The organism is Methanobrevibacter millerae (assembly GCF_900103415.1).
Taxonomy (GTDB): domain Archaea; phylum Methanobacteriota; class Methanobacteria; order Methanobacteriales; family Methanobacteriaceae; genus Methanocatella; species Methanocatella millerae.
This window is the reverse complement of the sequence record NZ_FMXB01000004.1, coordinates 115,316-136,918: the sequence shown is the minus strand read 5'-3', so window position 1 is coordinate 136,918 and position 21,603 is coordinate 115,316. Positions and strand designations below refer to the sequence as shown.

Genomic DNA, 21,603 nt, shown 5'->3' with positions numbered 1-21,603 from the left:
ACATCCTTTATATATGTGTTTCATAATAAACAGTTTCAAAAGAAACATTTATATGAATCAAAATTCAAATAATCAATTGGTGAAAATTATGAGTGATGAATATTTTCAGGCGATAAAGGAAAATTCTCCTGTTATAGCTTGGATACATAATATTTCTCTTAATCAGCAAAAATACATGAAATCCAAAATCAGGGGTTATGATTTCGGCCATAACGTACGATATCTGATGTTCGTTTATGACAATCCGGACTGTTCACAGGAGGATCTGGTCAATATGTTCTGCCAAAGCAAGGGAAACATAGCCAAAATCCTCAAGAAATTTGAAGATGACGGATACATAAAAAGGGAAATCAATCCCAAAAACAGACGCAAGTACATGCTGAACACCACTGATAAGGCCAATAAGCTAATCCCCCAATTCAGGAAAATTTCCAGAGAGTGGGAGAGAGAAGTGGGCCTGACGGATGACGATGAGGAATTCGTTGAAAGATTAAAGGAAATTGCCGTTAAAGGCATGAAAGTGGCGGGTGACTAGCTATGAAATTCGATTCTGAAATGTCTGTTGTTCTCGTATCATTTTTAACGTCATTTTTTGCAGTCTTTCTGGCTGCGGGAATAGTCATAGGGGTTCCGTCCATTGCAAGCGAGTTTGGAATGAACAATGTGGTTCAGAATTGGATTATTACCATTGCACTTCTCGTTGTAGCAGTTTTCACGCTTCCGGCAGGACAGATTTCAGGCAAGTTCGGCGTAAAGAAATCACTTATAGCCGGTGTTGTGGTTTTTCTTCTGGCTTCAATAGGCGCATGCCTGTCCTTTTCAACAGAATCCTTCTTATTTTTCAGGGTTATTCAGGGAATAGGTGGAGCCTTTTCAAATGTTGCATCCATGGCAATGGTAGTCCAGGCAATCCGACCTGAAAAAAGAGGACAGGCTTTGGGCTTTACTGTAACCGGAGTTTACCTGGCAGGTTCCTTGTCTCCGGTAATCTGTGGATTTCTGGTTTATAATTTCGGCTGGAGGGCAATGTTTTACTTTGTAGTTCCGTTTTTCGTCCTTTGTATAGCGCTCATGATTTTAAAAATCCCCGGGGACTGGAAAACCTATGAAAACGACAAAATCGACTCAATCGGCTATCTCATATACGGCATAGGCATATTATTGTTCATTTACGGATTTACAAGCCTAATGAACACTACGGGAATAATGTGCACGGTAATCGGATTCATGCTTTTAATCGTTTTTGCATATTATGAAACCAGAGTGGACACTCCGGCATTCAATATGGGGCTTTTCAGGAATATGAAGTTCACTTCATCAAATGTTGCGGCTTTATGCAGTTATCTTGCGGTAGCGGCGATTACAACCATCCTGAATTATCATTTCCAGTACGTAAGAGGCTGGAACGCCCAGATGGCAGGATTGATACTGATTGTAACGCCTATCATTATGGCGTTTATGGCTCCTGTATCAGGCAGGCTGTCAGATAAAATCCATCCGCAGAAACTGGCGGCCGTAGGAATGAGCATAGCTACAGTAACGCTTGTGATACTGGTATTTCTCGATGCGAACACTCCGCTTTACCTTATAGTGATAGCCATGGTTCTGCAGGGAATAGGCATGGGACTTTTCACCAGTCCGAATACGAACGCAATAATGAGTTCCGTTCCTCCAAACGAGACTCCGAACGCCTCTGCGGCACAGTCAGCCATGAGGACAATCGGCCAGACAATGAGCCTGGGCCTTTTGACACTGGTATTCGCATGGATTATGGGAAGCCTAAAATTATCAGGCGAATATGCGGGTTTAATCGTTCAAAGCTCACAGATAGTCTGCATTATCTGTACGGCAATCTGTATAATAGCGGTTTTCGCGTCATTGGTCGGAATCAAATCAAAAGATCAGTTTAATACATAATTTATTATAAAAAAAGAGGGTGAAATAATTGAAAATAGAATATGAAACTTATGTGATTTTAATATCATTTCTGACTTCATTTTTTGGAGTGTTCCTGTCAAATGGTATTATCATTGGAGTCCCGGCAATAGCTAACGACTTTGCCATGAACAACGTTATTCAAAACTGGATTCCAACAATATTTTTCCTGGTAATGGCCGTATTCACGGTTCCTGCCGGGCAGATTTCAGGCAAGTTCGGGGTTAAGAAATCCCTGCTTATCGGAGTGGTAGTCTTTTTAATCGGTTCTGTAGGTGCGGCACTGTCCTTTTCAACAGAATCATTCATGCTTTTCAGGATAATTCAGGGCGCCAGCGTGGCTTTCGTTAACGTTGCCGCAATGGCCATGGTAGTATCTGCAGTCAAGCCTCAAAGCAGGGGAAAGGCCTTGGGCTTTACCGTAACGGGCGTTTATCTTGCAACTTCCCTTTCTCCGGTTATCTGCGGATTTCTGGTTTACAATTTCGGCTGGAGATCAATATTTGCAGTTGTAATACCGTTCCTTGTACTGTGTATCATCATAATGATTGTAAAGATACCTCAGGACTGGAAAACCTATGAGCATGACTCCATCGATAAGATCGGTTCAGTCATTTATTCCATAGGAATACTGCTCTTCATCTACGGATTCACAAACCTCATAAACCCGATGGGATGGATACTGACCCTTTCAGGCATTGTCCTTCTTGTAGTCTTTGCCGCATGGGAGCTCAGGCAGACCTCGCCGGTATTCAACATGAAGCTCTTTAAAAACACGAAATTCACTTCTTCAAACATTGCGGCACTGTGCAGCTATCTGGCAATTATGGTGGTTACGACAATCCTCAATTATCACTTCCAGTACGTGAGAGGCTGGAACGCCCAGATGGCGGGAATGATACTGATTGTAACGCCTATCATCATGGCGATTCTTGCTCCGAACACAGGAAAGCTTTCAGACAGAATCCATCCGCAGAAGCTGGCTGCAGCGGGCATGGCAATAGCTACCGTTGCACTTTTAATATTGACCTTCCTTGACAAGGACATGCCTTTGTATCTGGTCGTTTTGGCAATGATTTTGCAGGGTATCGGAATGGGGCTTTTCTCAAGTCCGAACATGAACGCAATCATGAGTTCCGTTCCGCCGAAGGACGCCCCTACGGCTTCAGCTTCACAGGCAACCATGAGGACAATCGGCCAGACAATGAGCCTCGGACTTTTGACATTAATATTCGCTCTGGTAATGGGCAGCCTGCCTTTATCAACCCAGTACGCCGATTTAATCGTTCAGGCTTCACAGACAATCTGCACCATATCAATGTGCGCCTGCATACTGTCAATATTCGCTTCCCTGGTCGGAATCAAATCCAAGGACGAGTTCAACACGGGAAGGCCAAACTGATAAAATGGGTATTTCATAATATCCATTAATTATTTCTTTTTTTATTTTCTAAACTATATTAATGATGAAAATTATATTTATATTTAAAGAATGAATAATTTTTTGTATACCATGGAAACATTACTGAACATTCATGGGTTTAATATTTTTTGGGGATTTTTAAGTGGAACAGGATCGTAGTAAAACAGGAAAAAAAGCATCAATGATTGCGATAGGTTCAAATTGTTTGCTGACTGTTTTAAATATTGTTGTTGGATTGTTAGGTGGAAGCTATGCGTTAGTTGCTGAGGGAATGCATACGTTTACCGATATTGTAACATCCATCGTTGCATATATCGGGTTTAAACTAAGTCAAAGGCCTGCAGATGAAAGATTTCCTGAAGGTTACGGCCGTGCTGAAGCGTTAGCGGGACTTGTAATCGTGATTTTCCTAACTTTCATCAGCTTCGAAATTATGGACGGCGCACACCATAAACTGGAGAATCCAAGCAGCATTGTCGCCCCTGATAATTATGTGGTGATAATGGCTGCTTTGGGCATAGTTTTAAACTTTGTTATCAGCAGATATATCATTAAAATCGGAAGGGAAATCAACAGTCCGGCTATTGAAGCGGACGGTCAGCATCAGCGAACAGACATATATACATCAATAGCCATTTTAATCAGTGTTGCTGTAGCAAAAATGGGATTTCCAATGCTTGATCCAATCATTGGTTTTGTTATAGGGATTTTAATCTTAAAAACTGCATATGAAATCGGTAAAGAAAATGTTCTCCATATTATGGGTTTTGTTCCGGATCATGATAATTTGACTGCAAAGATTAGGCGTAAAGCCAACAAAACTCCCAATGCAAGTGATGCACATAATATTCTGATAGATAATTTTGCATCATATTTGATTGTTCATTTGCATGTTAAGGTGGATGCCAATCTAACAGTTCAGGAAGCCCATAAAGTCACATCCCAGGTCGAGCAGAACATTTTACAGATACCTGAAATCAGATATGTTTCGGTAAAACCCTGTCCATTTGATGAAGACCAGTGCAATGATAAGAAGGATGACTGATTTTGATATTTTCCTCTATTTCTCAATTTGAACAGAATCAGTTTTTGTTATTTCATATTTTTTTCAAAAATAAACTATTTTAGATATGAAATTCAAATATCATATTATTATATTCAGGTGGTTAAATTTTATGCAGAAAGTGATTAATGCTCATTGTCATATTTATCCAGAAAAGATAGCTTCAAAGGCTGTTATGGGAATAAGGGATTTTTATGATTTGGATATGTCATTGAACGGAAAGATTGACGGTTTACTTGAAGACGGAAACAGAGTCGGAGTTGTTCATTATCTGGTTCATTCCGTTGCAACGACGCCGAAACAGGTAAGATCCATAAACGAATTCATAAGCGGCGAAGTCAAAAGTCATCCGGACATATTCACTGGATTCGGAACCCTCCACCCCGACAGCGAGGACATTCCAGGCGATGTTGATTATCTTCTGGAATTGGGCCTTAAGGGCGTCAAGCTTCATCCGGATTTCCAGCTATTCGCCTTAAATGAGGAGCGCGCATTCAGGATAGGTGAAGCGATAAACGATGCTGATATTCCGGTTCTGATTCACTGCGGAGATTTCAGATACAGCTATTCAAATCCCGAACAGTTAAAACCCTTTTTGGATAAGTTTCCGGACATGACCGTTATCGGAGCCCATTTTGCAGGATGGAGCATGTGGGAGGAAGCCACTTCCAAGCTTGCGGGAACGCCAAATCTTTACGTTGATTTAAGCTCAAGCTTATATGCTCTTTCTCCCGAAACGGCAAAGGAACTGATTCACGCATACGGCGCCGATAAGGTGCTGTGGGGCACGGACTATCCGATGTGGGAATCCGAAAGCGAAATGGAGTATTTCAACAAGATAGATTTAACCGATGAGGAAAGATCAATGATTCTATATGAAAATGCGGCAAAGCTTCTTAAAATAGACTAAAAGGTGTTTTAAATGTGTACTGCAAGCAATTATATAACTAAAGACCATTATTTCGGTCGAAACTTTGACTATGAAATTTCCTATAACGAAAGGGTAACTATTACTCCCAGAAATTACAAATTCGAATACAGGCTTATTGACGATATCGAATCACATTATGCTATTATTGGCGTTGCGGCAGGCGTCGACGGATACCCTCTATATTATGACGCATGCAACGAGAAAGGATTGTCAATAGCCGGGCTGAACTTCGAAGGAAATGCAGTCTATCTTGAAGAAAAAGAAGGTATGGTTAATGTCACACCTTTCGAATTCATTCCATATATACTGGGCACATACTCAAACGTAAGCGAGGTTAAAAAGGCCCTTGAAAACATTAATCTGGTGAATATCAACTTTTCAGAGGAGCTTCCGTTGTCTCCTTTGCACTGGATGATATCAGACGATACGGGAGCAATAGTCGTGGAGCCTCTAAAGGACGGACTTAAAGTATATGACAATCCTGTCGGAGTTTTAACGAACAATCCTCCCTTCGACAAGCAATTATTTACATTAAACGATTACAGAAGCCTTTCAAACAGAAATCCCGAAAACACGTTCTCAAAGGATTTCGACTTGGATGAATACTCAAGGGGAATGGGGGCCATCGGGCTTCCGGGAGACCTCTCATCATCCTCAAGGTTTGCAAAGGTGGCCTTTACAAGGGCAAATTCATTTTCATCAGACGGTGAAGAGGAAAGTGTATCCCAGTTTTTCCATATCCTGGGTTCAGTCGAGCAGCAGAACGGCTGTACCTTCATTAACGACCCTGACTTGTACGAGTATACTATTTATACGTCATGCTACAATACAAACAAGGCCGTTTTATACTACAGGACATACTCCAACAGCCAGATAACTGCCGTAAAGCTGATGAGTGAGGATTTGGATTCAGCCGAACTAATTAATTACAGACTGGAAACCGAAGAGCAAATTGCATACATTAATTAATTATAAAAAACAAAGGAATTTATTGGTGTTAATAAAATGGGAATCTTTAAAAAATCACCTGCAGAAGAAAAGCTGGAGGAACTGACCGGCGGATTTACCTTAAGCGATGGCTACAAGGCTATCTTAAGGGCAAACAATATCGATTTGAAAACCGGAGAGCGTATCAAAAGCCAAATCAAGGAAGAAATCAAGCTGAACATTGTAAGTGAGGAAGGCTTGCAGACAAGACTTCGCTATCTCATAAGCCAGAACGCCAAAAAGTCCGCGCTGCCGAAAGAGGAGGCTAAGGCACCTGAAGTAGACGATTCCCATCCTTTAAAGAATTATGAAAATCAGGTCACTGAACTTAAGGCGGAATATGACGCCAAGGAAAAGGTTGTCGAAAACCTGATTGAAAAGTCCTTCGCTCCTCCCCAGATTACCTATGACAAGTTCATGGATTCGGTTAAAAACTGCACAAAGGTCTTCGATACCCAGGTTGACAGCGCCATGAGCATCATTAACCTGACCACGAAAAAGACTCCGAGAATCGACAGGGAGCTTGAAGAGAGAATCCGTAACATGAAGACAATCATCGCCCACATTGACGACTTGACAAACGAGCTTATTATCAACCTCAGCTCAAACAAGGAAGTCGAAATGGACGTCGACATGCTCTTTGACGACATGGAACATCTCATAGATTCCGTCAAGAAGTATGATTAGTAACAAGTTTAATACCATAACTTTAAAAGTAAGCATTGCCTATATATTTACATAACTATTTCAAGGGGTATTAGATATGTCTGAATTTTCACTTAATGTAGATGAAATAGAAAAGGAAGTAAATGATACGATTAAAGTAGAACAGGAAAAATTAGAAAATTCCAATATCAAAAGCCAAGCACAAAGCAATGCCGTAGCTATTTTTGATGCTGATTTAGATAATCCTATTGAAAGGGAAAACATCATAAAGCCACTGGAGGAATTCGGCTTAAATGAAATGACCCGTTCATCACAAAAGAATCAACTGCTTACAACCCGTTTTGCGGATTTCAACAATTCAGGAAAGGATGCAGAAAACATCGGGGACAAGCTTTATGAACTAAACACCCAGATGAAGGACTTGGATCCGGGTAAAATCGATTTCGCCAAAAAAGGCGTATTGGGTGACATTTTCAATCCTGTTAGAAAGTACTTCGGAAGATACCAGAAGGCTGAAACCGCAATAGCTGAAATCATGGAATCCCTTGACCACAGCAGCAAGGTCCTTCAAAACGACAACATTACCCTTATGAGTGAGGAAAACTACTTGAGGGAAATCACAAACAAGCTCCTTGCTGAAATCGAGCTTGGAAAGCAGATGGATGAATCAATTGAAATGCAGATTCAGCAGGCAGAAATAGAAGGCGTCAGTCAGGATAAGATTGATTTTGTAAAAGAGGAGATACTCTTCCCGCTGAGGCAGAGGATAATGGATATGCAGCAGATGATTGTCATCAACCAGCAGGGTATCGTTTCACTTAACGTCATAAGAAGAAACAACAAGGAACTGATCCGTGGGGTCAACAGGGCCAAAAACGTAACCCTGACCGCATTAAGGACAGGGGTTATGGTTGCAAGCGCATTATACGACCAGAAAATCGTGATGGACAAGATTACCATTTTAAACGAAACCACGGGAAACATCATCGAATCCACCTCCCACATGCTTCGCGAACAGGGCTCCGAAATCCAAAAGTCCAGCGCCGAGGCCATGATTTCGCCTGAAGTCCTGCAGAATTCATTCAGGGAAGCCATAGCTGCCATCGAAGAGGTAAGCACATACAAGGAACAGGCTCTTCCTAAAATGAAAGAGACAATTAACATGTTCAGCAACATGGCCGATGAGGGTCAGAAAGTCGTAAATAAAATAGAAACCAGCAACAACGAGTTAATTAAATGATTAAGTGCGAAAGCTGCGGATTTGAAAACGAAGAGAATGCTTCATACTGCCATCGATGCGGCGTTAACATTAAAACCGACGATGCAAAAAGGTTTGAGAAAAACGTAGAGGTCTTAAACGATGAGTTCAAGGTTGTAAAGAAAAAACCGTCTTATCCCGCACCTCCCGAAGACTCCCTTAAGGCAAAGCTGATGTATAAGCGTGACAAGTACACCGGCGAGATGAGGCTTGCAAAGACGAAATGCGCCACTTTAGTTGTTTTTTTCGGTTTCGGCATTTTCGGTTTTCTCATAAGCTCAGTGACTATCGGCGTATTTGCCGGATTTATTGCCGGGATTCTTTTCGGGCTGATATTTGCAATTCCCGTATCCATTATCGGTTTCGTTCTGGGTAAGGTAATCGATGCCATTACCCATTAACTTAATTTTTTCAAGGCAAAATTTTATTAGATATACTTTATAAAAATAATTCTATGAATTTGACTAAGAAAAACACAATATTATATGCTTTGGTAGTTATTGTTTCATTTCTGCTTGAAAGCTATATTGTCTTAGTTGAACAGTCTAAATTAATATATAAATTCTCATTATCAGGATTTGCCACTTATTTTTCAGTTAAGCACTTCCTTATTTTCCTGGTTCTTTTTTCGATAATCTATTATATATTCATCGATGAGGAAAGGAAAAGCAGGTTTTTAAACTTGCTGGATACATATAAGATTCCTATACTGGCCCTTTTTGTTCTCGTATGCGTCGCTTTTCAATTGCACGGCTCATCCATCAACGAGCTGAACACTTTCTTTGTAAAGCACAACACTCTCTTTGGCGTTTCAAGGCCTATCAGAACCGATGAGTTTAATGTAAATACGATGCTTGCCTTTTCACAGTACATGAACAACTTCTCGTATTTCAGCGACATCGTAAGGGCAGCGCCAACGGACATGTTCCTGATTTACGGACAGCCGGTATGGGACATCGCAATGATTTTTAAGCCATTTTTAATAGGCTATCTCTTCCTGCCTCAGGGTTACGGACTGTCATTTTTCTGGGTATCACGTCTTGTGGTTCTCCTTTTGGTATCATACGAATTCGGAAGGCTCATTACAGACAAAAACAGAACCCTGGCTCTTGCATACGCTTTACTGATTACATTTTCACCGCTGATTCAATGGTGGTTTGCAATTAACGGCCTTGTGGAGATGCTGATTTTCGGACAGCTCGGTGTCTTATTGATACATTACTACATGACCTGTGATGACTACAAAAAGCGTTTGATCATTGCTTTGGGACTGATGATTTGCGTTGGAGGCTTTGCGCTGACGATGTATCCGTCCTGGCAGATACCTTTCGCATACGTATTTGTCCTGCTTGCCTGCTGGATATTTTTAAAGCACAGAAAGACATTCTCTGTTAATAAAAAGGATCTGGCGATTTTCGCATTTGTGATTGCACTTTTTGCAATTTTAATGGCTCATGTACTTTCGAACTCTCTGGAAACGATTAAGATATTAATGAATACGGCATATCCCGGAAAAGAGGTTTTCAACGGAATGGGGGATTTAACGTACTTTTTCAATTACGTTCCTTCAATATTTTTCTCAGTGATGCCTGATGGCATTCCTTTAAACGTCGTTGACACATCAGCATTCTGTGATTTCTTCCCTGTCCCGATAATACTGACATTTATAGTGCTATTCTATCAGAAAACCAAAGACAAGCTGTTATTAGGTCTTCTGGCAATTTATGCCATATTAATTGTTTTATTTATCGTTCCAGTTCCGGATTTCATACTTGACATCACGTTAAGGGGACACGTCAGAAACATCCGGCTGTACAGCGTAATCGGATTTGTGGGATGCCTGATGCTTATCCGTTCAATATGCGATTTAAAGGAGTTTGCAGACAAAAGGATAATTATTGGCATTTCAGTCGCATTGTCATTTGTCGTGGTTTATTTATCCAGATACGCATATAGAGGCTATTATGCAAAATGGATGCTTGTCATTTTAGTCCTGTTCTATGCGATTTACTTTGCAATAATATTTCTCTCATCAACTGATAAGGGAAAACGCATATTCTTAATAGCCTGCATAGTAATGTGTTTCTTTACCGGAGCGCTGGTTAATCCTGTCGATACCGGAGTGGAAGTCGTTTATGATTCACCATACATGCAGGAGGTTTCAAAAATCGTTGAAAGCGATCCCGACGCAAACTGGATTGTGCAGGACATGTATCTCAATGCGCTGATTCCTCTTGGTGCAAAAACAATTAATTCGATTAATACATATCCCGATTTGGAAAAATGGCATACTTTAGATGTGAATAACGCATCAGAAGACATCTACAACAGATATGCCCACATATGCTTCATATTACAGGATGATGCGCCGACATCATTCGCCCTGGCTTCAGTCGATATCATTCATATCTATTTCAATGTCAATGATCTGCAGAAGCTTAACGTAAGCTATATTGCAAGCCCTAATAATCTGACGGAGCTTTCCAACGAAAACGTCACTTTTGAGAATATATATCAGCAGAATGAATTTAAAATTTATCACGTAACCTATCATTAGCTGAATATTTTTCACCATATTTTTTAATTCACTGATTTTTAAATTTCTTTTTGTCAGAAAATGGCTTTGATTTTCACTGAATTTTGAAAAAACATATTAATTAATAAAATCAAAACTATTAGTATAATTAAAGTTTAATGGAGTATATTAAAAATGAAACATAAAGGAATTTTTATCATTTCATTATGTGTTATCGTTTTGATGCTTGCCGTATCCTCGGTATCCGCATCAGAGGATGATACAAATGAAACATCAATACTTGAAACTCCAGCAGACGATGCTGTTCTTTCAACGGATGTTGGAGGTGGAACTTTTACAAATTTAAGGCAGGCGATGTATTCGTCCAACAACATTTCATTGACCGGCCATATCACGAGGGTTGCGGGTGAATCCGAAATAATGATTTATTCCGGTCAAAACATTGAAATTAACGGTAATGGAAATATTATCAGTGCGGACTTCCTTGGAAGATCATTTACCATTCTTCCTGGAGGACAGTTAACTTTAAAGAATGTTCAGCTGATTAACGGTAAGTTGCCTGAATCTCTTAGCTCAGATTTTGATGGTGGTGCCATTTTGAACATGGGAACCTTAACTGCCATCAACTGTCAGTTCATAAGCAATTACGCCCGTGACGGAGGAGCCATTGCCACTGATTTGGGCGCATTTACTGAAATCTCAGGAACCACGTTCCGTGAAAACCATGTATGGCAGGACGGTGGAGCAATTTCCAATAGGGGAGGCTCCACATTAGTTATAAATGGAAAAAATACGTTTGATACAAATTACGCTTATTATGACGGCGGAGCTGCCATTCCAATCGATGAAGGTAAGGGCGGTGCAATATTAAACGCATTCGACAATGCAAAGATGTACATGTCCGGTGAAAACACCTTTGTCAATAACTACTGTAAGGCTGACGGCGGAGCAATATTCAACCACCAGGCTTACGCAAACATCACTGGAACCAACACATTCAAGAATAATAAGGCAAGAACCGGAACTGTTGCTAAAGGCGGTGCTATCAACAATGAAAACGGTACATTCTATTTGGGCGGACAGAATACATTCGAATCAAATTCCGCTTATAGGGGAGGAGCCATTGATAACAGTTTATACGGTTCTGTTTTCACAATGTCTGGAAACAACAGATTTGTAAATAATAAAGCAGGTATGGGTGGAGCAATATCCAATGAACAGGCAAGAAACTTCATTATTTACGGTTCCAACACCTTCGAATCAAACTCCGCTAATTACAAAAGTCAAGTTGGCGGCAGTCCGGATATCGGAGGAGCCATTTACACATTCCGCTCAGGATTTAATATCGACGCATCATGCGTATTCAATTCAAATTCCGCCACAGGTTCCGGAGGTGCAATATACTTTGCTGAATCATCAGGTGCAATAAAAGGTCATAACTCATTCAATTCAAACAGTGCGCCTATTGGCGGAGCATTGCTTATAATCGATTCAAACCGTATCGATTTGGCTGGTGAAAACGTATTCTCATCAAATACCGCATCAGTTTCAGGCGGTGCCATAAGGGCAAGCAATGTTAAGGAAGTAATCATATCAAATCACAATTACTTCTCAAACAACCGTGCAGGAGACAGTGGAGGAGCTATTTATGTTCAAAACTGTGCATTGAACGTTCAGGGAACATTATTTGAAGCCAATAGCGCAATATATGGTGGTGCAGTCTATCTGTTAGGTTCCGCTTTCCTTGCCAACTATGACATTTTCAAAAACAACTATGCAAGTAAAACCGGTTCAGACATCGAATCCTATCAGAGTTCAATAGTCAGCCTGGAATTTAACTACTGGAATTCACAGGGCAAGGTTTCCCAGAACAACATTCACAATTATGACGTATCCAGGATTTCCAACTGGGTTATTATTGACTTGACCATTCCTTCACAGATTGAAATAAACAGTCCTGTTGAAGTTCTAAGGTTTAAAACCAATAACGGTGCAGGATTAGGCGGACAATTGCCTATGTACGGCGTCAGCGTTACTCCTAATTTCAATCCGTCAAATGTCATCATCACTGAAAACGTCGGAAAAAGCACATATGTCGGCGGACCTGGCCAGGTCAATGTCAATGCGGCAAGCAGCAATTACGGCGCTTCCCGCGTAGTCAATGCGGTTGAAGGAAAAGTTCAAACTTCACTAAGCGGAAACAACCTTCTTTTCACAAGTCCGAATCAGAGCGGTAATTATGTTGTTACATTAACAGACGCAAAAGGAAACAAGCTTTCAGGAAAAACGGTATCCATCACGGTTGACTCCAGAAGAAACGACAGGGTAACCGACGGTCAGGGAAGAGCTACATTGGTCATTAATAATCTGGCAAACGGATATCATGAAATTTCAGTTTCTTTTGCAGGTGAAAGCAAATATTACGCTTCCTCCACAACAAACGGTGTTATATGCATTTATTCCGACCAGTCAGGCACCAACCTTGTTGGCAGGAACGTAGAAATGTATTATAAGGACGGAAGCAGATATGAAGTTACATTAACCGATGCAAGCGGAAGGGCAATGGCTTCAAAAGACGTCAAGTTCTACATTTCAGGTTCAATCTATACAAGAACAACCGATGCGAACGGAAAGGCTTCAATAGCCATTAACCTGAACTCTGGAACATATGAGATATTGGCATGTTATCCTGGAACCGGAAACAATGACTTTTCATACGTTAAAAACAATATAACAATCAAGCCTACCATTTCCGGGCAGGACATCGTAAAATACTATAAGAACGCAACCCAGTACTACGCCACATTCCTTGACAAGAACGGCAATCCTTTAAAGAATACCGCTGTAAGCTTCAATATCAACGGTGTTTTCTATACCAGAAACACCAATGATCAGGGCGTTGCACGTATGAACATCAACCTTAATCCGGGAAAATACATAATTACTGCACAGAACCCTGTAAACGGTGAAATGTACAGTAACACGGTTACAGTTTTAGGAGTATTGTCTGGTAAGGATTTAACCAAATACTTCAGGAACGCTTCCCAATATTCAATGCAGGTTCTTGGCGGTGACGGCAAACCTATCGGAGCAGGCGTTAAAGTCAAGTTCAATATCAATGGTGTGTTCTATGAACGCGTAACTGACGAATCAGGTGTGGCTAAAATGAACATTAACCTTAATCCGGGCACATACACAATCACCGGCGAATATAACGGATTAATGCATTCAAATACCATTAAGGTGCTTCCTGTATTGTATGCAAATGACATTACCATGAGATATAAGGACGGCACAAGATTCAAGGTAAAACTGGTTGACGGTCAGGGTAAAGCCTTTACAAATCAGACGGTTCAGTTCAACGTTAATGGAGTATTCTATGACAGAATAACCGATTCAGAAGGTTACGCCAGCCTGGCAATTAACCTGATGCCTGGCCAATATATCATAACGTCAGCTTATGAATATGCAAGGCTTTCAAATACAATTACAATAAATTCATGAGGATTAACCGCCTCATATTATTATTTTATATTTTCTTTTTTCATTTTCTCTTTTTCTGGAGTCCATATCCACCAAATCGAATACTAATCTATTTTTAAGCAGAAATCTCCATGCCTTATACGTTTCTCTTATGAAATCCTCATTGAGTTCAATATTATCATTAATTAATGGGCATTCATATGGATATTCGCTTTCATCAAAAATCAAGTGGAATTTCAAGTCCTTGGAAATGTGGGGAATCAGCGGGAACGTTCTGCACTGAATCGGCCTTAATTTTCTGTTGCATTCTGGCGGATTTTTACAGATTACTGTATAGACTCCCTTTTTCCATGAATGGGGATAATTAATTTCATTAATCTGAAAATGCTTTAATTCAAATGATTCATCGTCTTCATAGATTAATTCTTCGCCTGGAAGAAGATAAATCATAAGATCATTGTTTTTAAAGTCTTCATCGTCATAGCTGCAGCATATCTCACCGCAGAGCTTTCCGCAGTCATAATCGACGGGAGAGACCTCATCAAGCTTTTCATAGATTTTTTCAATCATTTCTTTTGTTATTTCCATTTTCCTATTTTCCTTTTTTAATGATATTTGTCAATCATCTTATTTAGTAATATTTTTAAATTCCATTAATCAATAGTTAATTGAGGTAATCAAAATGGAAAGTTATATTTCAGACAGTATGGGGATGAGGTTTCCTCCAATTGTTCTTTTAAAGTCAGATACAAAACCCGATGACGCCATAGGGCCTAAGCCCGGCAAGGGCGGATGCGTAATGAGTTTTGTAGCCCAGTGCATCGCCAAGAGAAAAACCACATATTTCGGAAGGGAAAACATCACCTGCGGCGGTGTTTCTGTAGGATTCGGATGGGGAGACGGCTTTGCCGATGAGGACGCAATGGACTTTCAGGCAACCTTTTTGTCATGCGGAATCGAATCCGCTCCCGACAAGGAAGCCTACCAGAAGAGACTGGACAATATGCCAAGGGTAAGCGAAATGTTTCGTGAAGGGGAGAGAATATTCTGTGATTTTAAAACCGCCAAGGAAAACATCAAAAACAGGCCGGTTTATGATGATGGCCAGTACGTTATCTTTAAGGGAATTGAAAACTTAAAAGATGATGATGAGCCAAAATCCGTAATATTTACGCTGAATCCGATGGAACTGACCATATTAATTCAATTAAATACTTCATTCAGGACAGAAAACGCATGCCTTCTGACTCCCCAGGCATCTTCATGCCAGTCAATCGGATGCTACGTTTTCAGAGAGGATGAAAGCGACGATCCAGTACCGGTTTTGGGACCGATTGATTTGGCAGGAAGGTCAAAGACAAAGCATTTCATTCCAAATGATTATTTGACGCTGGCCATGCCGTGGAAGCTCTTCATGAAACTTGAAAAAATCAGCAAAAAGAGTGTCATTCAAACAGAACTCTTTAGAAAATATTTTAATGACGGTTAGTCATGTAGATTTCCTCATTGAAATATATTTAATTTTTTAACATAATTAATTAAATCAAAACTTCCTTTATTATTTTTAATGTTTATTGAGATTAACCATGTTTTAATTAACCGTTATTGCAATTAAAAAAATAGGGGGAACATAGGATTAAACCCATGTTCAGAATTTGTAATGAATCTTGTGTAATTTATAAAGACAGACTGAACTGCTTGAAGGGAATGCGTAAATCATGTTGTCAAGCTCTTCAAGGCTGATCTTTTGATTGATAATGAATGCGAACATGTTCGCCACGTTTTCGGCGTCTGCAGCATATATTTCAGCACCTACAATCTGCAAATCCTTATCGACAATGACTTTGGCTTCAGCCGTCAGGTCGTTTTTAAGCTCTAAAGAGTATGACCTTCCGTATCTAATTGTGTGAACGTCATATTCATCGCTTTTCTCGCCAACGTAAGCGGGAACGCCGACGGTAGCTATTCTAGGTATCGTATATGCAACGGCAGGAATCACTGGATAAGTGATTTCAGAAGCTTCGCCCAGAATCTCTTTTGCAAGGTATTTGGAGTGATGTATCGCAACGGTTACGAGCTTGGCTATTCCGGTATCGGCAACGTCTCCTGAAGCGTAAATGTTTTCAACGGCAGTCTGCAGGTGTCCGTTAACCTTGATTCCCTGTTTGGTGTATGTTAGCCCAACGTTTTCAAGGCCGATGTCTTCCACGTTTGCAGTTCTTCCCATGGCCGCAATGACGTAGTCTCCTTTTAAACTCAATCCGCTTTCGCAGTTTACCGTAAATGCGTTTTCATAGGCCTTATTGTCCACTTTGGCTTCGGGATCCCTTAGTGTTTCATCTGAGTTCATTCCCTGAACCACATTAAGGACTTTCTCTTTAGGATTTTCGATTTCAACGTCACAGAGAACCTCCTTTACCTGCTCGTTGAAATGGAAACGTATATTTTTCTCCTTCAGGATTTCAATCACGTTTTGAACGTAAGGCTGGTGGAAGTATTTCAAAGCCATGTCTCCCCTTACGATAACGTCAGCTGTAAGGCCTGCTTCGGCCAGTATTGATGCGAATTCCATTCCCACAAAGCCGGCACCGATGATGATGGTGTGTTTTGGAAGATCCGCAATGTCTAAAAAGTCAGTGCTGTCATGGAGATATTCACGCCCCTTAATGTCTGGAATGACAGGTTTGAGGCCGGTACATATGACAATCTTGTCGGTTGTGAACTTCTTTTCTCCCACTTTAACGGTGTGTTCATCGACTATAACTCCTTTTCCGTGGGCAACGTCCAAATCATATTCGTCAAACTTGTTGTCCAGAAAGATTGACATTCCAGCAATCCTTTTCTGTTTATATTTCATCAGTTCCGGCCAGTTTACTTCGAAGTTTCCTGCTTTTCCGACGCCTTCGAAATTGTCTCCAAGCGCCTTGATTTCATATGGCGCATCAAGAAGAGCCTTTGAATTGCAGCCTCTGTTTGCGCATGTTCCGCCGTATAGGCTTTCTTCGATAATCAGTACTTTTAGGCCTGCTTTTCTTAAAAATCGTCCGCCTTGCCATGCTGCGTTTCCGCTTCCAATATAAATTACATCATAATCCATAATAAATCACTTAGATTAAACTTTGTTTTAAATAATATTTATAATTAAGTCAATATTCAAGTATCATAGCTGTTTCTCTGAATTCTTCATTTAAGTAATTTGTGTTTTTCATTTCACGGAGGTATTCAAATCCCAGCTTTTCCAAAACCCTTTTTGACTGTGTGTTTTCAATCCTGTAGCTTGCAAAGATTCTTTTCACATTCAGTTCGCTGAAAGCCTTTTTAATTAATGCCTGTGACGCTTCAAAGGCATATCCTTTTCCCCAGTATTCCTCTCCAATCCAGTATCCGAGTTCCGCTGAGCCTTCGCCCCATTCGTGATTGGCGTCATCACCGAAAAGCAGTCCAACGCAGCCGATTGGATGTGAATCCTTTACAATCGCATAGGTTTCCCTTTTTGAAAAGACCGTGTTTATGATATTTAGGCTTTCTTCAACGCTTTTGTGTGGCGGCCAGCCTGCAACAGGTCCTATTTTGGGATTTTTTGCAAGTTCATATAACGCTTCAGCGTCACTTTCCTTCCAGGGCCTTAAAATAAGTCTCTCGCTTTTTAAAATCATTACATTAACTTTGTTTTTGACCATTATTAATGTTGCCTATTCACTGCGTCGAATATGTCTACTTTCTTTTTAGAATATTTGAATAACCTGGTAATATTTAAGATGCCGGTAGAATTCAAATCAGCGATAAGATGAGCATTTCCAAAAAGAAGCATTATTGGCTGATAAGAAATCACTCTCCAAATTGCCAGTAAATTAATGTCATTAATCCTCCAATCCGAATAAATCCTATTTTTGGTGAAAATTCAAATCGGGGCATTCAGCTATTTTTGCAGAAAATGATTTTTTCTGAAATTGCTTTTTACCTGCTTTTTAAAATATTGCTCTAATCAGGTTATATTCAAAAATGAGGTTAAATTGTTCTTGGACAACACAAAAAACTTATATATTGACCATATTTAAATATATGCTACACATTAATACAACAAATCAAAAAACAGGGTAGATTAATATGAGCAATTTTGATTTTTTAAAGACCTTCAACAATGACTTATACAAGATAGGCGTGCGCCTGGAGGATGATGTCCAGACTTCTCCAAGGGCGGTTACGGCAGACGCAACGACGTTTCTGGAACTTCTGGTAGATGACATTTACAATCGCTCAGACTGCAAAAAGGAAAACTTCAAGGTGCCTTTCTACAAGAAAATCGATAAGCTGTACCGTTCAGGTGAAATATCCTACGTATACAAAAAGAAGCTGCAGAACGCTTACAGCCTGAGAAGCGAAATCCACAACAACTACAAGGACATTGAACAGGAATTCTACATTGCCCTTGACCTGCATCAGAAGCTCTACTACATCGCTAAGAAGTACTACAGGGACTATAATGAAAACTACAACAAGTACATTGGAATTCCCTCATACAGGCCTCCCAAGATGAACAACATTGAAACGAGAAGCTTTAAGGAATTTCATTTTCCAAACTGCATAATATGCGGCGATAAAAATGAAAACAGTGATTCCAACATGTGCGAAAGATGCAACTCCAAGATAGAAAACGCCAACTATTACATCAGCCTCAGAAACACCTTCGGCAAGAACAATGAGTTCACGAAAAGGGACCTTATTGAATATGGGATACCCGAAAGCTATGCGCTGTCATTAATTATGGATCTGACCAAGGAAAACCTCGTCTGGAAAATGGGTGAGTTTTTCAGCTTCAACAACGATGTTTTCGATGAATACTTATCCCAAATCAACAGCTACATTGAAATTTCAATTTTAATCAACAAGTTCTACAATGACGAACTTACGCCTAGAGAGATTAAAAGGACTCCGGAATATCACAAAGGCCTTAAAGGTCATGAACCATTTGTCGAGTTTCACAATCTCGTTAATGACAGATTAATACGTGTGTTTGAAAGGTCCATCATTAATCTGGAGGATATAAAAACGAGCATTGATTTTGCTTCAATCAGCTATGATGACGTTCTTGAGTGGTTCTGCAATGAAAAGAACGCATTCATGTGCGGCGAGCTCAATGACGCTTTCATTAACTTCAACGAACTGTTAATTGAGGATTATTTATCTGAAATTAAAAAAGGCTGCTTTGATGAGGAAAAAATCAAACAAAAGCTTAACGTCACTCCTGAAATCTATGACTTCTGGATGGATTACTACATTGACGGAGAGCTTTCAGACGAAATATTAAACGTCAAAAAGATCCTGATTATAGATGAGCTTTCCAGAAACAAAACATTAATCCAGGCAATCGCTTCAGTTGATATGACCTCCGATGAGTTTAAGGAAATCTATGGTGAAAGCAAAAAGAACAATGATTCCTTTTACAGGTCATTCATGAGGGAATACGTTGAAAAAAGGCAGGTCATGATTTTAAAATACCTTAAAAGGGATAATCTGACGGATGCACTTAGAAAGGCCAGGATTGCCAAAAAGGAGTTTCACAGATGGTATTTCGATGGTGAAGTTGAAAATTCAAGGTTCTATCTGGACGTTACGCAAATCCTGATGGACAAGTATCTCGATTTAAGAAAGAAGGGGCTCTCCTGTGAGGATATCCTTAAGGAAATAAAAGTCCCCCGTGACATTTTCGAATCCTGGAGCAGTTACGATAATCAGATATTTTTCAGCGATTTTATGAAAAAAGCAAAGGAAATCGATGATGAGCTTGAAAAAAGAGACCTGATAATAGATGGTTTAAGAAATGATAAGAGCCTTGATGATATCCTGAATGAAAATGACATGAGCTATGATGAATTCAAAGAGCTTTATGATTCAAGCAGAATAATAGGCAGCTCCTTTCATCGAAAATATGATATTGAGCACGTTGAAAACAAGAAAAGGGTATTTTTAAGATATCTCAGGGGCAATGACTTTTTCAACGCCATCGTAAAGTCCAGAATTTCCCATAAGGAATTCAACGACTGGTATACAAAGGAGGAAAGGAGCTTTCTTTCAAGAAACGATCCTTCGCAGTTTTATCTTACCGCAACAACGCTTTTGATGGATAAATACATTGCTTATCGTCTTAAGGGAAACAACAAGGGCGAATCATCCAAAAACATCGGCCTGACAAATACCGCCGTCACATACTGGATGAAGCATCCGGAAGTTGATCTTTTCGCGAAATTTAAGGATAGGGTCATCGAATCGGAAGTGAAGCTGATAAGGCAAGGATTTAATGAGGGAAAATCCAAAATGGAAATCTCAGATACTTATGATATAGCTGTAAAAGACATCAATGACTATATTGAGAAAGGATTGAATGATTCCGGTCTCTTCGGTGAAATAGCTGAAATCTATTATGGCGAAGTCGTTTCAAGGCAGCTTGAAGTCTTTTTGGAGGAGGTTGAAAACAAGGACTATAAGAAAGCCCTTAAGAATTCCAATTTCACCTCATCCGAGCTTGAGGAATGCTATCAGATGGGAAAGGACGGTGACGAGCGATACAGGGAGTTCTATGAAAAGTATCTTGATTTGAAAATCAATATCTTCATAACGGATATTCTGATGAAAAAGCCAAGGCGCATCGCATTGAAGAATTCTAACCTCTCTGAGGAGGAATTCGAGGAAAATGAAGAGGCAATTTCCGACAGCATCCTTAACGGAAGGCTCGATTTGATGCTTGATGCGATGCTTAAGCCCAGAAGCAAGGGAACGAGCCTTGCCAGCGCCGCAAACATTTCTCTTGAGGAGGTTTATGACTGGTATTTCAAGGGCAAAAAAGGTGACGAACGCTTTGAGGAGTTTTCCATATGCTTTGACTTGTCCATTGTAATTCCAAGGAAAGCCGCATTCAACAGGGGCATTAACCTGGGATTATATAAGAACAGAATGCTTATAAAGCTCAAAAAGGATTTGGGCAAAAATGAGTTTGAAATCTGGAAAAAACATGGAATAATCGAAAATAAGGATGTAAGGTATATTGATTTGAATGATGAGGAAAAGGTTGACATGAATATGGTTACGAAAATCATCAGAAGGTCCAAAAAGGCCTATAAGGTTTCAAAGGAAGAGGATCCCGAACTCTTCCAGTACATGAAGAATGCATTCAAGACATTGGCATAGACTGTTCTCTGCCTAACGACAAGTTTAAATACTATGTATCAGTCACGACAATTCTTAGGAGTGAGAACAATTTGTAGGAGTCAGGACAATTCAGTTAAGGTTAAATAGAATAAAATCCATAGTATTCCTATCAAAA

At 40.0% G+C, this 21,603-nt stretch carries 16 protein-coding genes; 13 read left to right on the top strand and 3 right to left on the bottom strand.

Translation table 11 applies throughout. The features are described 5' to 3' along the window. Positions 1-88 precede the first annotated feature (88 nt). The 11 genes from F3G70_RS03445 (at position 89) to F3G70_RS03395 (ending at position 14,303) form a co-directional block, all read left to right on the top strand. The gene (locus F3G70_RS03445; RefSeq protein WP_223165995.1) at positions 89-535 is read left to right on the top strand and encodes a MarR family winged helix-turn-helix transcriptional regulator; all 447 of its coding nucleotides are present in this window, start codon (positions 89-91) and stop codon (positions 533-535) included. A 2-nt stretch (positions 536-537) separates the two neighbouring features. Then, the gene (locus F3G70_RS03440; RefSeq protein ID WP_149731325.1) at positions 538-1,917 is read left to right on the top strand and encodes an MFS transporter; all 1,380 of its coding nucleotides are present in this window, start codon (positions 538-540) and stop codon (positions 1,915-1,917) included. A 28-nt stretch (positions 1,918-1,945) separates the two neighbouring features. Then, positions 1,946-3,337: an MFS transporter gene (locus F3G70_RS03435; protein ID WP_149731324.1), complete on the top strand. Its 1,392-nt coding sequence runs from the start codon at positions 1,946-1,948 to the stop codon at positions 3,335-3,337. A gap of 163 nt (positions 3,338-3,500) precedes the next feature. Continuing rightward, on the top strand, positions 3,501-4,403 hold the full coding sequence (locus F3G70_RS03430) for a cation diffusion facilitator family transporter (protein WP_149731323.1): 903 nt from the start codon (positions 3,501-3,503) through the stop codon (positions 4,401-4,403). A gap of 130 nt (positions 4,404-4,533) precedes the next feature. Beyond that, positions 4,534-5,331, top strand: coding sequence for an amidohydrolase family protein (locus F3G70_RS03425; protein WP_149731322.1), 798 nt, complete (start codon positions 4,534-4,536; stop codon positions 5,329-5,331). Positions 5,332-5,343: 12 nt separating this feature from the next. Next, positions 5,344-6,321, top strand: a complete 978-nt coding sequence (gene bsh, locus F3G70_RS03420) for a choloylglycine hydrolase (protein WP_149731321.1) — start codon at positions 5,344-5,346, stop codon at positions 6,319-6,321. Positions 6,322-6,357: 36 nt separating this feature from the next. Then, the gene (locus tag F3G70_RS03415; RefSeq protein ID WP_149731320.1) at positions 6,358-7,026 is read left to right on the top strand and encodes a hypothetical protein; all 669 of its coding nucleotides are present in this window, start codon (positions 6,358-6,360) and stop codon (positions 7,024-7,026) included. A 76-nt stretch (positions 7,027-7,102) separates the two neighbouring features. Beyond that, positions 7,103-8,245 (top strand): toxic anion resistance protein, encoded by a 1,143-nt coding sequence (locus F3G70_RS03410; protein ID WP_149731319.1) that lies wholly within the window; start codon positions 7,103-7,105, stop codon positions 8,243-8,245. Continuing rightward, positions 8,242-8,664 (top strand): hypothetical protein, encoded by a 423-nt coding sequence (locus tag F3G70_RS03405; RefSeq protein WP_149731318.1) that lies wholly within the window; start codon positions 8,242-8,244, stop codon positions 8,662-8,664. Before F3G70_RS03410 ends, F3G70_RS03405 begins: the two co-directional genes overlap by 4 nt. Positions 8,665-8,717: 53 nt before the next feature. Continuing rightward, complete coding sequence (locus F3G70_RS03400; RefSeq protein WP_149731317.1) at positions 8,718-10,820, top strand: DUF7657 domain-containing protein; 2,103 nt, start codon at positions 8,718-8,720, stop codon at positions 10,818-10,820. Positions 10,821-10,973: 153 nt separating this feature from the next. Then, positions 10,974-14,303, top strand: a complete 3,330-nt coding sequence (locus tag F3G70_RS03395) for a hypothetical protein (protein WP_149731316.1) — start codon at positions 10,974-10,976, stop codon at positions 14,301-14,303. A 12-nt stretch (positions 14,304-14,315) separates the two neighbouring features. Here F3G70_RS03395 and F3G70_RS03390 read toward each other — a convergent pair whose 3' ends face one another. After that, on the bottom strand, positions 14,316-14,870 hold the full coding sequence (locus F3G70_RS03390) for a hypothetical protein (protein WP_149731315.1): 555 nt from the start codon (positions 14,868-14,870) through the stop codon (positions 14,316-14,318). Between the two features lie 94 nt (positions 14,871-14,964). Here F3G70_RS03390 and F3G70_RS03385 point away from each other — a divergent pair, with 94 nt between their 5' ends. Further along, positions 14,965-15,771 (top strand): DUF169 domain-containing protein, encoded by an 807-nt coding sequence (locus F3G70_RS03385; protein WP_149731314.1) that lies wholly within the window; start codon positions 14,965-14,967, stop codon positions 15,769-15,771. Positions 15,772-15,930: 159 nt separating this feature from the next. Here the strand turns inward: F3G70_RS03385 and F3G70_RS03380 are convergent, their stop codons facing one another. Next, positions 15,931-17,379: a dihydrolipoyl dehydrogenase family protein gene (locus F3G70_RS03380; protein WP_149731313.1), complete on the bottom strand. Its 1,449-nt coding sequence runs from the start codon at positions 17,377-17,379 to the stop codon at positions 15,931-15,933. Positions 17,380-17,428: 49 nt separating this feature from the next. Then, on the bottom strand, positions 17,429-17,938 hold the full coding sequence (locus F3G70_RS03375) for a GNAT family N-acetyltransferase (protein WP_149731370.1): 510 nt from the start codon (positions 17,936-17,938) through the stop codon (positions 17,429-17,431). 451 nt (positions 17,939-18,389) lie between these two features. Between F3G70_RS03375 and F3G70_RS03370 the strand changes: the two genes are divergently transcribed. Further along, complete coding sequence (locus F3G70_RS03370; RefSeq protein ID WP_149731312.1) at positions 18,390-21,467, top strand: hypothetical protein; 3,078 nt, start codon at positions 18,390-18,392, stop codon at positions 21,465-21,467. Positions 21,468-21,603: the final 136 nt, after the last annotated feature.